Genomic DNA, 16,438 nt, shown 5'->3' with positions numbered 1-16,438 from the left:
TTTCCTTTTTTTAATAAAAATTTAGAGAAACACTATGAAGATTAGAAAGATCGTTCAAAACTTTAATATCAAGATTTTTATCTACTTTCTGATAATAATAACCGCTGTTTATACCCTTGCATTTACATGGATATTCAATCTTAAAGATGACGGATATATCTTAGCAGACTGGCTTATCAATTATCAGGATGGCGGTTTTAAAAGAAGAGGACTATCCGGAAGCTTTTTCTTCATTTTGCAGGATCTTACAAAGATAAGGCTCAATTATATCGTTTATTTTTTCCAGTTTTTAATTATTGGTGGTTTTTTTTGGATCTATACCAAATTAATAACATATAAGCGTACAGATTTTCTCTATCTGTCTTTGCTGCTTTCAGCTATTGGGTTTATAGGGCTTTTGAATACAGTAACTTACGTAGGGAAAAAAGAATTTATAGTATTTCTTTTGTTCACCTGCTTCGTCTATCTTTTAGATCATGGTAAACTTTCCGGTGCTAAAGAATATTTATTTTGTGTTTTTCTCTGCATCAGTACATTATTGCATGAAGTAACGCTCTTTTATGTTCCCTATTTTGCTATTGCATTGTATGCGAAAACAGGAAAACTGGAATACAAAAGATACGTAAAATACTTTATCGCTGTAGGAGTTCCCACCTTGCTCATCATGCTTTTCGGTAAAAATGTAAACGAAGGGATGTCTCTTGAGATTTTAAGCAAAAGAGGGGTGCACCCAACCTATGGTATTTTCTATTGGAATATAGACGAAAGACAATATATAAAAGAACATATTAATGAGTACAAGCTTTATTTCATAAGTTTAGCCATCAGTATTTTTCACATTGGGTATTATTTAAAATATCTAAATGGGAGAAAGCTTTTATCTATATTGTTAATAGGTGCATTTTTGTTTTCATTTCCACTTTTTTATCTGGCAATAGACTGGGGAAGATGGATGTATATTCATATGATGCTTATGATTGTACTTTTTACCATTTTACTAAGGAACGGAGAGTCAGTATATACCTTTGAGCCTACTTTTATAAACAAGAAATTTTATATAACATTAGGTATTATAGTCCTTTCATTACTATACAGAGTAGAGATGTCCGGATATGGTTTTACGTTCGAAGGAATACTTTATAGAGCCTTTGTTGCTCCCTTAGAATTGCTAAATAAAATTTGATTATAAAAAGTATATAAATAAAAAAGGTTTACTTTTGCAAAAATTTATAGTTAGAATGTCGAAAAATTTAGTAATCGTAGAGTCCCCGGCAAAGGCAAAAACTATTCAGAAATATTTAGGAAAGGATTTTGAAGTGAAATCCAGTTTCGGGCATATCCGGGATCTTCCTAAAAAAGGAATGGGGATAGATCTTGCTACTTTCAGTCCTGATTACGAAGTTTCAGCAGACAAAAAGAAGTTGGTAACAGAATTAAAGGCTGCCGTAAAGAAAGCCGATATGGTATGGCTTGCATCTGATGAGGACCGCGAAGGTGAGGCTATTGCATGGCACTTAGCAGATGAGCTGAAACTGAAGCCTGAAAACAGAAAAAGAATTGTTTTCCACGAGATTACCAAGAACGCCATTCTAAAAGCAATTGACAATCCAAGAGATATTGATCAGAATCTGGTAAATGCCCAACAGGCAAGAAGAGTGCTAGACAGAATTGTAGGTTTTGAAATGTCACCCGTTTTATGGAAAAAAGTAAAGCCGGGACTGTCTGCAGGTAGAGTACAATCTGTAGCAGTAAGATTAATTGTAGAAAGAGAAAAAGAGATTCGTGAGTTTACGCCAAAGGCAAGTTTTAAACTGGACGGGATTTTTTTAAATAAAACAGAGCAGGAAATTGCTGCCAAGCTGAAAAAAGACTTCGAAAAAGAAGAAGATGCAGAAAAATTCCTTGAACAGGCAAAAACTGCAGAATTTAAAGTACTGAATGTTGAAACCAAGCCAGGTACACGCTCTGCTTCAGCTCCATTTACAACTTCCACACTACAGCAGGAAGCTTCCTCAAGACTTGGCTACAATGTGACCAATACCATGCGTCTGGCACAAAGGCTGTACGAAGAAGGGTATATTACCTATATGAGAACGGATTCCGTAAACCTTTCTCAGGAAGCCATTGAAGGAGCAAAAAGACAAATTATATCAGAATACGGGGCAGAATATTCTTCTCCAAGAAATTATACTACGAAATCTGCTTCAGCACAGGAGGCCCACGAGGCCATCCGTCCTACAGATTTTGGAGTAAAAAATGTAGCTGATGCACAATTAAACAGATTATATCAGCTAATCTACAGAAGAACATTGGCTTCTCAGATGGCCAATGCCAAAATTGAAAAGACCGTAATTGAAATCGGAAATGCATCATTACCCCATCATTTTGAAGCGCAGGGAGAAGTCATTATATTCGACGGTTTCCTGAAAGCTTACGGTATTGTAAAAACTGAAGATGATGATGAAGAAAACAATGATAAATTGTTGCCGAAAGTAAATGTAGGTGAAATATTAAATTATAAAACCATCACTGCTACCGAGAAGTTCACCAGGCCAAGTGCAAGATATACGGAAGCAGGATTGGTGAGAAAACTGGAAGAATTGGGAATAGGTAGACCATCTACTTATGCACCTACTATTCAGACTATTCAGAACAGAGAGTATGTAGATAAGAGAGAAATTGAACCGCATACCCGCGAAGTGATTAAAATGTCTTTAGCAAAAGATAAGATCAAAAAAGTAGTTCTGGAAGAAAAATTCGGAGGAGATAAAAATAAATTCGTTCCTACAGATATTGGAGAAGTCGTAAACGATTTCTTAACAGATAACTTCAGAGAAATTCTGGATTACGGTTTTACGGCAAGAGTAGAAGAAAGTTTTGACGAAATTGCCAGTGGCGACCAGAAATGGAAAGAAATGATGACGAATTTCTACTCAAAATTCCACCCAAGAATTGAAGATGTAGAAGAAAATGCAGACCGTGCTACCGGAGACAGGTTATTAGGAGTAGATCCAAAGACGGGTAAAAATATTCATGCAAGAATCGGAAGATTTGGAGCAATGATCCAGATTGGAGAAACGGATGACGAAGAAAAACCAATTTTTGCTTCATTAATGTCTGGGCAGAATATTGCAACCATTACTTTTGAAGAAGCTCTGGAACTATTCAAATTACCTTTTGATCTAAATGAAGTTGATGGGCAGCCAGTTGCTGTAGGTGTGGGTAGATTTGGTCCTTATGTAAAATGGGGAGAAACTTATATCAGTATTCCGAAAGGTGAAGACCCGCTTTCTGTAGATCAGAAGCGTGCAGAAGAAATCATCAATGAAAAGAAAGTTGCTGATGCACCTATTGCCACTTATAAAGGAGAGCCGGTAACCAAAGGAACAGGAAGATTTGGTCCGTTTATCAAATACAAAGCTATTTTTGTAAATGTTCCTAAGAAATACGATTTTGAAAATCTTTCACAAAGCGACATCAATGAATTGATTGATGCTAAACTTGAAAAAGAAGCCAACCGATATATCCAGCAGTGGGAAAAAGAAAAAATTTCCATTGAAAACGGGAGATGGGGACCTTTCATCAAATTCGGAAAAGCGATGTTCAAAATTCCTAAGAAAGCAGATGATACAAAATATGAAGCCGAAGAATTGAAAGAACTTTCCTTAGATGAGGTTAAAAAATGGATTACAGATCAGGATCCTAAAGCCTTTGCTGAAAAGAAAAAACCAGCCGCCAAAAAAGCAGCAGCTGCAAAGAAAACTACAACGGCGAAAAAACCTGCGGCTAAGAAACCGGCAGCTAAAAAATAAACAGTATTTAAATTGATATGAAAAGCACAGATTTTAGTCTGTGCTTTTTTCATTGATAGCTATTTAAAAAAATATAAAACGGGATATGATAAAAGTTAAATAAATTTCCCAGCATAGAGAGTTAACCTTGCGAATAGTGATGGCTAAATAGCTCTAAGTATAAATACGCAAATAAAAAATTAAGTACTAAGACTGTGATATACAGTGTTTTAATTCTATAGCTTTACATCGTAATATTACAAAAGGTGGAGCTCAGAAACCACTTTAAAAACGAGGCGGATTCTGAAAAGCCAAACGAGTAAGAAAACTAAAACTATCAAATCATGGCAGAATTTAATTTTAGCGAAGAAGCTATCTCAAATGCATTAGAAGCAGCAAAAAGATCACACGAAGACAGTCAGGCGAACCTTCGTTCATCGGGAAAAGATTCAGATTTAAGCCTTGCGAGCGCAAGCGCAGGTTATCTTCTTGTAACAGCAGAATGTATATCAATTACTGTTGAAAACAACAAAGTTTGCATCAATTTACCCCTAGGTTTCGGGAAATACTGTTTCAGCATTCCGTTAAGTATTCCTAATGGAACAGCTGGGCAGGCTTGTTTGGCAATATGTACAACATGGGGAATTCCAACAGGAGTTAGAGTTACCATTGTTATAGCCGGAATAACAGTGATCAGTCAGTCATTCGGAAAGTGCTAATTAGTAAGTATACAACTTAGAATAGAAATCCGTCTCACATACTTTGTGAGACGGATTTTTTATTCTAAAATGCAGAATTTGTATAACCTTATCAAAGTTTTAAACTTTGATAAGGTTATACATTCTACTCAGTTCCCATGTTTTTTGTATGTTTGTTATATCAAGCAATTAATCAATTATTACATTTCAAATTAAAATATGGATTTCGAAGACTTTATCATTTCACCAAGAAATTTCAAGACAGAAAGCTGGCAGATAGGAAGTCGGGTTACAAAAGATATCAAAGAAGACAGTATTGTTCTTTTATTTGTATCAGATTACAGAGGTGCGGGCGGAGATGCGGAAGTACAGGATTTTACTGCGGTAAGAAACGAATTTTATAAGCTTTCGCAAATGGATTTCGAAATTCCTGTTGTGGATCTTGGGGATTTGGTCTCTGGGAAATCCGTTCAGGATACCCATTATATTTTACAGGAAGTTTTGTCGGCATGTCATTACAAAAGAGCTATTCCGGTGATTATTGGAGGCTCCAATGATTTTGCTTTCTCATTATTTTCTGCTTTGAATTTCCATCAGAAAAATATCAATTATACCCAGATCAGCAATATTATCTCCCTTCAGCAGGGTGAAACAATCAATGAATATACTTTTTTAAGCAAAATTTTCGGAGCTAAAAATTTCTCCATCAAAAATTATCATCACTTAGGGTATCAGAAACATTTGAATGAAATGGATTCCGTAAGACTGATTAAAGAAGTAGAGTTTGATATCATCCGTCTTGCTGAAATGATGAACTCTACCGAAAAAACAGAACCTTTCTTCCGAAAAGCAGATTTGGTTACCGTAAATTGTGATGCCGTGGAAAGTTTCAGTGAGCCTTTTTCTATGAATCCGCAGGTAAATGGTTTAAACAGAAGAGAAATCTGTGCTTACATGAAAGAAATTGGATTAAGCGAAAATCTGAAGTCTGTAGGTATTTTTAATTATAATATTTATTCGGAGAACCAGTTGAACCACCAGCTTTTAGCTCAAATGCTGTGGTATCTGATAGAAGGTATTAATATTCAGCATTCTCACCCCAAAGAAAGGCATTACGAACTGTTCTATGTTCTGATAGATGACAGAGAATATGCATTCAAGCGTGATACTTTCAGTAATTTGTGGTATTTTGGTGATGATGAAAATATAGAAAACTGCATTCCCTGCTCCAGAAAGGATTTTGATGAGGCCAAAAAGGGCTGGCTGAATGCAAGACTGACGAAAATTTAATGTATGACAAATGTTCCCTCAAAAGTATCCATTATTGTTCCCGTTTATAATGTCGAAAATTATCTGACGAAGTGCCTTGATTCATTGGTGAAGCAAAGCCTGCCAGATATTGAGATTATTGTAGTGAATGATGGAAGCAAAGATGATTCTGAAAAAATAATTAAAGAATTTGCCCAGAAATACCCTGAAAAGATAAAAGCTTTTGCCAAAGAAAACGGAGGTTTAAGCGATGCCCGTAACTTTGGAATAGATAAAGCTGCCGGAGATTATATCGGCTTTGTAGACAGTGATGACTACGTTACGGAAACCATGTTTGAAGAAATGTTTCATTTAGCGGAAAAGCATCAGGCAAAAATGGTCATCTGTAATATTCAGAAAGTAGATGAGAACGGAAGAATTGTTCAAAAATTGACACAGCTTCCCAATATGTCTGAGAAAATAGAGCTTGGTAGACATTTTTCTATTTTTTCGGACATCAGTTATTTTGCATGCAATAAGCTGTTCAAAAAAGAACTTTTTCATCAGAGAAGATTTAAGAAAGGAATTCATTTTGAAGATATTCAGCTCATACCACAACTCTTGCTGGAATGTGAGACAATAGCTCAGACTCAGAATTTTCATTATCAGTATCTAGAGCGTTCGGATTCTATCACAAAAACCCATACAGAAAAGGGATTAGACATGCTGAAAGCTGTGGCTGATGTAGAAAAAGTATTCAGTGAATCCCAATATTCCAATAAAAAAACGGAACTGAAAAACTTCCAGATTTTTGAAGGGGTTTATTCATTTTTAGCCTATTTGGCATTTGTAAAAGAAGAAAAAAAATTCTATAATATGTCAGATCAATTAAACCTTTTCATGAAAGAAAGGCAAATAAAAATTCAAGATATATTACTATATAGTCGTTTTGGTAAGAATTATATTTTATCTTTGCCGTTGAAGAAAAAAATCTTTTATCTGTTATTTTTTGCAGGCCAGAAAAAGCTGATAAGAAAATTGATTTAGTAAACACAAATGTAAAGTACTATTGTTTCGAGCAATAGAAAATGATGATGAAGTTCTTTATAAGTTCTGCGTTATTTTTTTTATTGGGAGATACGAGTGCTGAATAAGAAAAAGAATGAAAAATTTTGAATTGTTCTTAAGCGGATCGGGAATACCTATTTTCTATATAAAAGTAGGACTGGGTTTTGTATTCTCCTTTTTAATCACTTTTTTCTCCATTCCTACCATTGTCAAGATCTCAAGAAGAAAGAATTTGATGGATGAGCCTGGAATAAGAAGCTCCCATCTTAGAGAAATTCCTAATCTTGGCGGAATTGCCATTTTTTATTCAATCGGAATCTGTGCTTCTATTTTTGCATATGAACTGTTTGATCTCTACAAATTTTTATTTGCTTCGCTCATTATTCTGCTTTATGTAGGAGTAATGGATGATATTGTTGTAATGAGGGCTTATAAGAAATTGGTTGCTCAGATTATCGTATCACTGCTTGTTGTAATTGGTTCAGACATTAGAATCCGGAGCTTATTCGGAATATTTGGAATATATGAATTGAACTATATTGTAAGTGTCCTGTTCAGTATCATTACCTTTATTATTCTGATCAATGCCTTTAATCTGATTGATGGGATAGATGGGCTCGCAGGCGGATATTCTATTATCTGCAGTGCTTGTTTTGGGATAAGCTACTACCGTTTGGGAGAATATAATTATCCATTGGTTATATTATCTGTTATTATCATCGGAACCGTACTGGCATTTTTGTATTATAACCTTTCGAATTACCGTACCCTTAAAATATTTATGGGAGATACCGGATCTATGCTGCTTGGCTTTTTGCTGGCTTTCACTTCCATCTGTTTTATGGATATTTTTATTGATAAGAATCTGATAGACGTACCAAGATACCATCTTCAGTCTGCGCCCGTGATAGCTGTTGCCATCCTGATTCTGCCGATTGTAGATACGCTAAATGTAATTTTTATCAGGTTGTATAACAAAAAATCACCATTCGATGCAGATAAAAATCATATTCACCATAAGTTGCTGAAACTGAATCTTACCCACAGAAGATCTACCTTTTATATTATCATGTATTATCTGATGATTGTAGGAGTTGCTTATTATTTGAGACATATTGATGTAAATTTACTATTATTGGTGATTCTTTCATTAGGCTTTTTAGGTGCTTACCTGCCTGATGTATTATATCGATTAAAAAACAAAAAAATTAACAATTAAATATTACTTTTGTAAACAATATATTATATATGATGAAGAATTTTAAATATTTATTTTTAATATTCCCTTTTTTATTTACCTCGTGTATCACCACAAAGGATGTAAGATATTTGCAGCCTAGCGAGAGTCTGGTTATTAATGAAGAAGGACTTGTTCCATATAACATCCCGGTTTATAGGATTACTAAGAATGATATCCTCAATCTAAATATTGTGACAACTCCCAAAGGAGATGCAGCACAATTTTACTCTTCCTACAATACTTCAGGTGGAGCGGGCACTGGTAGCGTAACCAGCACTGCGGCATCGGGAGGAGGAGGAGGTACTTCCGGAGCTAGAGGAGGAAATATGAATTTTTATTTTAACGGCCTGAAAGTTGATTCCAATGGTGACATTAATGTTTTCGGAATAGGATATATAAAAGCAGAAGGAAGAACACTTGATGAAATTACGAAAGAATTACAGGAAAAAGTAAATGAAAATTTTCAGGAAGGAAAATCTGAAGTACGCTTAAATACAGACGGTATTACCTATTATATTCTTGGAGATGTAGAAACTACAGGGCTTTCGGGAGAAAAAGTTGCCCACAAAAATACACTTACCATTACTGAAGCTCTGGCTATTAATGGGGGACTGAACAGAACTATTGACAAAAAAGAAGTTGTTATTCACAGAAAACTTCCTGAAGGAGTAAAAATTGCCAAAATAGATCTTACCCGTGAAGATCTTATGAATTCTCCTTTTTATTACGTACAGAATGGAGATGAGATCTACCTGAATACAAGAGCGAAAAGCTTAAACGGATTCGGAAAAGATCCTATTCAGACTCTTACTACAGGAGTTTCGGTAATTACTACCGCGTTGTCTATTTATTTACTTCTAAAAAATCTTTAATCATGATCCCCGGAAAAGACACGCAAACAGAAAAAAATGATGCACAGAAAGAGAAGTTCGGCTCTTTTGCATTGTTTGATATAGAGCATTTTTTAAGAAGAATCCTTAGAAACTGGTATTGGTTTGTTCTGATGTTATTTATTGGGTACGCTATTTCCTGGGTGTACCGTAAATACTATGCGCAGAACATATATTCTTCAAATTTATCTTTAAGTATATCCAATAATACTTCTAGCTATTTTACTCCTACCCAATCTATCAACTTTATCTGGGGACAAGGAGGAAATCAGGATGGAATATATCTGAAGAAAATGCTTCTTTCAAGATCGCATAATGAATTTTTGGTGAAAGAGCTCAATCTTTTTGTCAATTACTCTACAAAAGGGGCAATCAAATCTACCTATCTGGATAAAGATGATTCCCCTGTTTCTCTTGAGATTGATAAAAAACATCTTCAGCAGATCAATTATCCAATCACATTATTACCAAAAGGAAACGGAACTTATGAAGTAGTATTGCCGGAAGAAGGGCAGTCTAATAGCTTGTATAGCTATGAAACGGAAGGTTTTCAGAGTATCAATACCTATGCAAGACCGGCTAATAAAATTATTAAGGTTAATGAGTGGTATACCTCTCCAAACCTGAGATTTAAATTGGTGCAAAATCCTGGTGAAGCTAAAATCTCACTGGATAATATTATTGTTAATTTAAATTCTGTCAACCAAACTGTCAACGAAATTGTTTCTACCATAGGGGTGGAATTTGATAAAGAGATTGGTACCATTATGATCATTAGCAAAAGTGGTTATAACCTTAACAGTACGGTAAACTTCCTGAACAAGTCTGTAAATGAATTACAGAAAAAAAGACTTGAAGATAAAAATATCGTTAATAAAAATACGGAAACCTATTTACAGGGGAATCTGGATAATATTCGTAAGAAGCTTGATTCCAGCGCAGCTGTTTTGAACTACTTAAAAACATCCGAAAAGCTTTATAATATTAAAGACAGTGATGAAAGATCTTTAAGTAAAATAAAAGATCTTGAAAGTAAAAAAGCTGACATCTTAAGCAAGCTAGGCTCACTGAATAATATCAGAAATACAATCCAGTCGCAGAATTTTGACAAAATGATTGCCACAAATGCTGCCGGTTTTGAAGACGGTTTCTTTACTGCTACAGTAAGTGAACTTAAAGCTTTATATGCTAAAAGACAGGAGATGGCTACCATCTATAAGGCTAACTCTGAACCTATGAAGGAGATCAACAGACTTATTAGTGAAGCAAAACTGGGTTCCACTAACAGCCTGAAGAATTATTATACAAAATACTATGAAGAGATCAATAAAATTGATCATGAAATAGCCAATGCAGATTCAGATTTAGCGAGTTTCCCTGAAAAAGAAAGAAAATATCTGGATGCAGAAAGAGGGTATAACATGATTGAATCTACATATAACAGCTTATTATCAAGACAAAATGAAACACAGATGAATGTGGCAACCAATAAGTCTGATATAACCGTTATTGACCCTGCAAAGAATTTGGGACAAGGGCCAATTGGTCCTAATGTGAAGTTGACAAAAATGCTGATTATCTCAGGATTATTGCTGCTGCCGTTTTTGTTTATCCTGATTGGTGAAGTGCTTGATAGTAAAATAAGAAATATCAAAGAATTACTGAGTGCTACGAAAATTCCACTTCTTGGAGTTATCGGAAACAATAACAATGAAAATATGCTTACCGTTTTAGAACAGCCAAAATCATCCGTATCAGAAGCCTTTAGAGGGGTAAGAGCCAATATGAGATTTTTGATGGATAATGATGAAACTAAAAAAGGAAAAGTTATCCTGATCACATCATCCATCGGAGGAGAAGGGAAAACGTATGTTTCCATCAATTTGGCCTCTGTAATAGGATTAAGTGATAAAAAAACAATCTTATTGGGGATGGACCTTAGAAAACCAAAAATCTTTGGAGATTTTAAGATTGATAATAAATATGGTATTTCAAATTATCTGACAGGAGAAGTGAATATTGATCAGATCCTCAACAAAACAAAGATCCCGAATCTGGATGTTGCTACTTCAGGACCTATCCCGCCAAACCCATCTGAGCTTTTAATGAGCCAGAGAAATATCAAATTTATAGAAGAACTGAAAGAAAAATACGATTTCATTATTATAGATTCACCACCAGTAGGTCTTGTGGCAGATTCATATGAACTTATGAAACATTCTGATGCCAACATCTATGTTGTACGTCATGAATACACAGAAAAGTACATGCTGAAAATGATTACGGAAAAGTATCATAATAACGAAATTGATAATCTTGGACTTGTTTATAACGATTATAATACAAAACAAGGCTATGGTTATGGTTACGGCTACGGCTACGGCTATGGCTACGGCTATGGATATTTTGATGAAGATAAAAATTATAAAGAACCTTTATTAATAAGGATCAGAAATAAAGTACAGGTATTATTTAATAAAAAATAAAGCATTAAACCTCCATTTAATGGGGGTTTTTTCATATTTAGGGTATTTTCATTCTATGAAAAAAAGAATATTTTTGCCACTTTGCCGTTTACTTTATAACAAATTATGTTTTTTTGTTTATTTTTAACTAAACATTAAGATTATCATTAATATAAAAATGTTTTATATTTGCAAAAATTAAATTTTAAAATAACCATAAATCCATATTCTTTTATGAATAAAAAATTATTGTTTAGCTTCCTTGCCTTCCTTGGAGTGGTAAGTGTTAAAGCACAAAGAAACGAATTGGGAGTTCGTCTAGGTATGAGTAACCTAGTGGGAGATGTAGGAAGGACAAATTATATTTTACAAAAGCCGTTGGATTTAAGCAGAACGTCAGATTGGGGCATCCCATTTTATGGTGGTATATTATACAGATTTAATTTTAACCCGCATCAGACTGTTAGATTGGATTTAGGATATAACCAGATTCAGTTTAGTGACAAAGCGGCAAAAGAAGATTATAGAAGAAATAGAAATTCATACGGAAAAAATAACGTATACGAAGCGAGTTTAATGTTTGAATATAACTTTTTCCCGGTAAATAATGAGCAGATCAGCATGCTGAGCCCTTACATCTTCGGAGGTATTGGTGCTTTGATGTTTGATGCTCCTAAAGCTACTCTTATGAATGATTTCAGAAGAGATGCAGATGGTGTGGCGCAGGCTCCAATCAATGAATTGGATTTTGTAACTACTACAGATTATTCATTAGGAAAAAAAGTAACTATGCACATTCCTTTTGGGGTAGGTTTGAAGTATAAATTCAACCACTCATGGGCTATTTTTGCAGAAGCTACATTCAGATATACATTGACGGATCAGTTGGATCACAGCAAGATCCTTTCCAAAGATGTAAAAACTTCTTTTAATGCTGATATTTTGGATCCTGCTACAGGTGGTTCATTATTACAGTCAGGAAATTATTATGCGGTTTCTAAAGAAAGAGAAGCAGAGTTTATTAAAAAGAGAAATATTGGAGATGGAAGATCTAATGACTGGATGAATACGTTCAGTTTAGGTCTTACATATTCGTTCGGAAGACCTCCATGTTATTGTGAATAATATGTCGTTGATTAAAGATAAAATAAATTCTGAGAATTTACCAAAACACGTAGCCATTATTATGGATGGTAATGGAAGATGGGCTAAATCTCGTGGCGAAGAAAGAACTTTCGGTCACAAAAATGCCATTAATGCAGTAAGAAATGCTATTAATGCGTGTAATGAGATTAATATCCCTTATTTAACCCTTTATACATTCTCTTCGGAAAATTGGAGCCGTCCGACTGAAGAAGTGAATACCCTTATGAACCTGTTGGTAGAAACCTTACTGCTGGAAGCAGAAGAGATCTTCAGCAAAGGATTAAGAATGCATGTAATAGGGAACCTTGAAAAACTGCCCACTTTAGTAAAAGAGCAGTTGGAACGTGTGGTAGAACTTACAAAAGAAAACACAAAAGGAAACCTTGTATTGGCGATAAGCTATGGCTCACAAAATGAAATACTGGAAGCCGTTAAAAATATAAGTTCTGATGTAAAAGAAGGAAAAGTAGAAATAGAGAATATTAACGAAAGTTTATTTGAAAACTATCTTTATACAAAAGATTTTCCTCCTGTAGATTTACTGATCAGAACCAGCGGTGAAATCAGAATAAGCAACTTCCTGCTTTGGCAGATTGCTTATGCTGAATTACAGTTTTTAAATGTTCTATGGCCGGATTTTACCAAAGATATTTTCTTCCAATGTATTGTTGATTATCAAAATAAGGAAAGAAGATACGGTTTAACCGGAGAGCAAGTAAAAGGCCAATAAAATTTTAAGAAAAGAAAGACTCGATAAAATGAAGTTTAGACTATTACCCATCATTATGTTTGCTGCTTCTGCACATTTTTATGGACAAGTAACTCCACAAGACAGCACAAAAGTAAATAATGCTGTACATGCAGAAAATGAGGCAGGAACTTATACACTTAAAGACATCGTTGTAGATGGGGTAAAAAAATATACACCAGCTCAGATTTTAAGGTTTACAGGTCTTACAAAAGGAGAAAGTGTAGACATTCCGGGACAGAAAATCAGCAATGCTGTAAAAAAACTTTGGGATACCCAATCTTTTTCTGAAGTGGAAGTTTACGTTCAAAGCATTGAAGGACAGACAATCGTTCTGAAGTTTTACCTACAGGATCTGAAGGAACTTGGAGAAGTAAAATTTGCCGGAAAAGGAATTGGTAAATCTAAAAGCGAAAAGCTGGCAAAGGATAACAACCTTAAACCGGGAACTAAAATTACACAGAACCTTGTTTCAAGCCTTAAAACTAATGTCCCTAAAGATTACATTAAAAAAGGTTTTGCTGATGCTAAGATTACAATTCAGGATAAAGTAAATGCAGGAGACCCTGCTTTGGTAGACTGGACGATTAATGTAGACAAGGGTAAAAGAATTAAAATTGATCATATTGAATTTGAAGGAAACCAAAATGTAACCGACAGCAAGCTTAGAAATAAAGCTTTCAAAGAAACAAAACAAAAACGTTTCGGTATTGGTGGTATTTTGAAATCCTCAAAATTCATTGAAGATAAATATCAGGAAGATAAGCAAAGCCTTATCAGTTATTATAACTCCCTGGGATATAGAGACGCGAAAATTGTTTCAGATTCTGTGTGGAGAAATAAAAGAAATAACTACGAAATCAATGTAAAGCTTAACGAGGGTAAGAAATATTACATCGGGGACGTTACGTTCACGGGGAATACCGTATACTCTACAGAATATTTACAGAGATTATTAGGATATAAGAAAGGAGATATTTACGATGCAGTAGGATTCAACAAAAAAGTTGGAGAAGACGGAGGTAAAGAAGATGACTCAGATATCAAATCTGTTTACATGAACAATGGTTACCTTTTCTCCAATGTTACACCGGTTGAAAAATCAGTATCCGGAGATGCAGTAAACCTTGAAGTGAGAATTAATGAAGGAGAGCAGGCTACATGGAACAAAGTAACATGGCAGGGGAATACTACAACCCATGACCACGTTATTCTTAGAGCATTGAGAACAAAACCGGGAGAACTTTTCAAGAAAACGGAAATTAAAAGAACTTACTTCGATTTAGCAGGGATGTCATTCTTTGACCCTCAGCAGATCGGTCAGGATATCCAGCCTAATCAGGTAGACAATACCGTAGATGTTAACTGGAAGCTTGTAGAAAAAGGATCTTCTCAGGTACAGTTGCAGGCAGGTTACGGTGGTAATAGCTTCATCGGTACATTAGGATTAACGTTTAATAACTTCTCATTAAAGAATTTCCTTAAGTTTAAAGACTTCAAACCGGTACCTCAGGGAGACGGGCAGACCTTCTCTATTCAGGTGCAGGCAGGACAGTACTTCCAGAACTACGGAGTATCATTTACAGAGCCTTGGTTATTTGGTACCAAACCAACTGCCCTTTCTGTAAGTTTAAATAACTCCAGAGTAAGATATACAGACCAATACGGAGCAGCTCAGAAGCTTAATATCTTCTCCGCTTCAGTAGGGTTAAACAGACTGTTAAACTGGCCGGATGATTATTTCTCACTTTACACTGGATTACAGTTCCAGAAGTATGACTTCAATAACTATCCTTTCCAGTTTGGAAATACTACAGAGAGCTATGGTACAGCTAATAACTTCAGCGTAAATTTAGGATTGAGCAGAAACTCAGCAGGTATTGACCCAATTTTCCCAACACAAGGGTCCAATATTGAACTTTCGGCAAAACTGACTCCTCCATACTCTTTGTTTAAAAAGAAAGATTACTCTACAATGTCAGCTATTGACAAGTATAAGTGGATGGAATTCTATAAGATCAAGTTTAAAGCAGATGTTTATAATGAAATCATTGGAAAACTTGTCTTAAGATCTTCTGCAGAAATGGGATTCATGGATGGATATAACGGCCAGTTAGGAGCTCCGCCATTTGAAAGATTCTACATGGGAGGTACAGGTCTTTTCGGAGGTAGATATGACGGTAGAGAACTAATTCCTTTAAGAGGGTATGAAAATGCAAGTACGGAAGGAGGGCAGCCGGATGATATTACTCAGACAGGAGGAGGTACAATCTATAACAGATTTACTTTAGAATTAAGATACCCGATCTCAATGAGCCAGACTGCAAAAATCTACGCATTGACTTTTGCTGAAGGAGGTAACGTATGGAACTCATGGAGTTCTTACAGCCCATTCCAGTTGAAAAGATCTGTAGGTATAGGAGTAAGAGTATACATGGGAGCATTTGGATTGATCGGATTTGACTTTGCACTAGGTCTTGATAAGACGCTATCAGGAGATAAGTCTGGATGGAAAAACCACTTCTTGATGAACCAAACATTATAATTACAAATATGAAGCACTTTAAAATAACTTTCACATTCGCATTACTTTTGCTTTTTGGATTCAGCAATGCCCAGAAAATAGGAGTTGTGGATACTAATGAAATTTTAAATAAATTACCTCAGTATAAAGAAGCAGAAGCAAGACTGAATTCTCAGATTGATACCTGGGAATCTGAACTGCAGAACCTTCAGTCTGAATATGAAAGAAAAAAAGCGGCTTTCGAAAGTGAAAAAGTATTATTGATAGGAGATCAGCTTAAATTAAGAGAAAAAGAAGTTGTAGACCTTGATAAAAATATTAAAACAACCACTAGCTTACGTTTTGGAGCTAACGGTGAAATTACCAAACTGAGAACAAATCTAGTTTTACCTTTTCAGGATCAGATCTGGGGAGCCATCAAAACAATGTCCGAAAAAAATGGATTGGGCATAGTTCTTGATAAAAGCAATAACATTAGTGTTATTTTTCTTCAATCAAAATATGATTACACCGAAAAAGTATTGTCTATTCTGTTAAAAGGAACAGACAAGAAAGAAAAAACAACTAGCAAAGGCAAAAAATAAATTATAAAATTAACTTTTGCTATATTTTAAAATCTA

12 protein-coding genes are annotated in these 16,438 nt (G+C 34.9%); all 12 read left to right on the top strand.

Annotation, left to right across the window (positions count from 1 at the left end):
• Nucleotides 1-34: 34 nt before the first annotated feature.
• Entirely contained in the window at nt 35-1,183 is a 1,149-nt protein-coding gene (locus CLU97_RS19575) for a hypothetical protein (RefSeq protein ID WP_121489415.1), read from the top strand.
• 55 nt (nt 1,184-1,238) lie between these two features.
• Nucleotides 1,239-3,812: a type I DNA topoisomerase gene (topA, locus tag CLU97_RS19570; protein ID WP_121489414.1), complete on the top strand. Its 2,574-nt coding sequence runs from the start codon at nt 1,239-1,241 to the stop codon at nt 3,810-3,812.
• Nucleotides 3,813-4,135: 323 nt separating this feature from the next.
• Complete coding sequence (locus CLU97_RS19565; protein ID WP_121489413.1) at nt 4,136-4,510, top strand: hypothetical protein; 375 nt, start codon at nt 4,136-4,138, stop codon at nt 4,508-4,510.
• 198 nt (nt 4,511-4,708) lie between these two features.
• Nucleotides 4,709-5,779, top strand: a complete 1,071-nt coding sequence (locus CLU97_RS19560) for a formimidoylglutamase (protein WP_121489412.1) — start codon at nt 4,709-4,711, stop codon at nt 5,777-5,779.
• Nucleotides 5,780-5,782: 3 nt separating this feature from the next.
• Nucleotides 5,783-6,784, top strand: a complete 1,002-nt coding sequence (locus CLU97_RS19555; RefSeq protein ID WP_121489411.1) for a glycosyltransferase family 2 protein — start codon at nt 5,783-5,785, stop codon at nt 6,782-6,784.
• A gap of 115 nt (nt 6,785-6,899) precedes the next feature.
• Nucleotides 6,900-8,024, top strand: a complete 1,125-nt coding sequence (locus tag CLU97_RS19550; protein WP_121489410.1) for a glycosyltransferase family 4 protein — start codon at nt 6,900-6,902, stop codon at nt 8,022-8,024.
• Nucleotides 8,025-8,053: 29 nt separating this feature from the next.
• Entirely contained in the window at nt 8,054-8,917 is an 864-nt protein-coding gene (locus CLU97_RS19545; protein WP_121489409.1) for a polysaccharide biosynthesis/export family protein, read from the top strand.
• Between the two features lie 2 nt (nt 8,918-8,919).
• The gene (locus CLU97_RS19540; RefSeq protein WP_121489408.1) at nt 8,920-11,421 is read left to right on the top strand and encodes an exopolysaccharide transport family protein; all 2,502 of its coding nucleotides are present in this window, start codon (nt 8,920-8,922) and stop codon (nt 11,419-11,421) included.
• Between the two features lie 213 nt (nt 11,422-11,634).
• Nucleotides 11,635-12,525 (top strand): DUF6089 family protein, encoded by an 891-nt coding sequence (locus tag CLU97_RS19535; RefSeq protein ID WP_121489407.1) that lies wholly within the window; start codon nt 11,635-11,637, stop codon nt 12,523-12,525.
• A 1-nt stretch (nt 12,526) separates the two neighbouring features.
• The gene (locus tag CLU97_RS19530; RefSeq protein ID WP_121489406.1) at nt 12,527-13,276 is read left to right on the top strand and encodes an isoprenyl transferase; all 750 of its coding nucleotides are present in this window, start codon (nt 12,527-12,529) and stop codon (nt 13,274-13,276) included.
• 28 nt (nt 13,277-13,304) lie between these two features.
• Nucleotides 13,305-15,839, top strand: coding sequence for an outer membrane protein assembly factor BamA (bamA, locus tag CLU97_RS19525; protein WP_121489405.1), 2,535 nt, complete (start codon nt 13,305-13,307; stop codon nt 15,837-15,839).
• An 8-nt stretch (nt 15,840-15,847) separates the two neighbouring features.
• Nucleotides 15,848-16,402 carry an OmpH family outer membrane protein gene (locus tag CLU97_RS19520; protein WP_121489799.1) on the top strand — a complete coding sequence of 185 codons (555 nt, stop codon included), beginning with the start codon at nt 15,848-15,850 and terminating at the stop codon, nt 16,400-16,402.
• Nucleotides 16,403-16,438: the final 36 nt, after the last annotated feature.

The sequence above is a fragment of the Chryseobacterium sp. 7 genome (assembly GCF_003663845.1).
Classification (GTDB): domain Bacteria; phylum Bacteroidota; class Bacteroidia; order Flavobacteriales; family Weeksellaceae; genus Chryseobacterium.
Note: the sequence above shows the minus strand (reverse complement) of the source record. Positions and strands in the feature narration are given on the sequence as shown.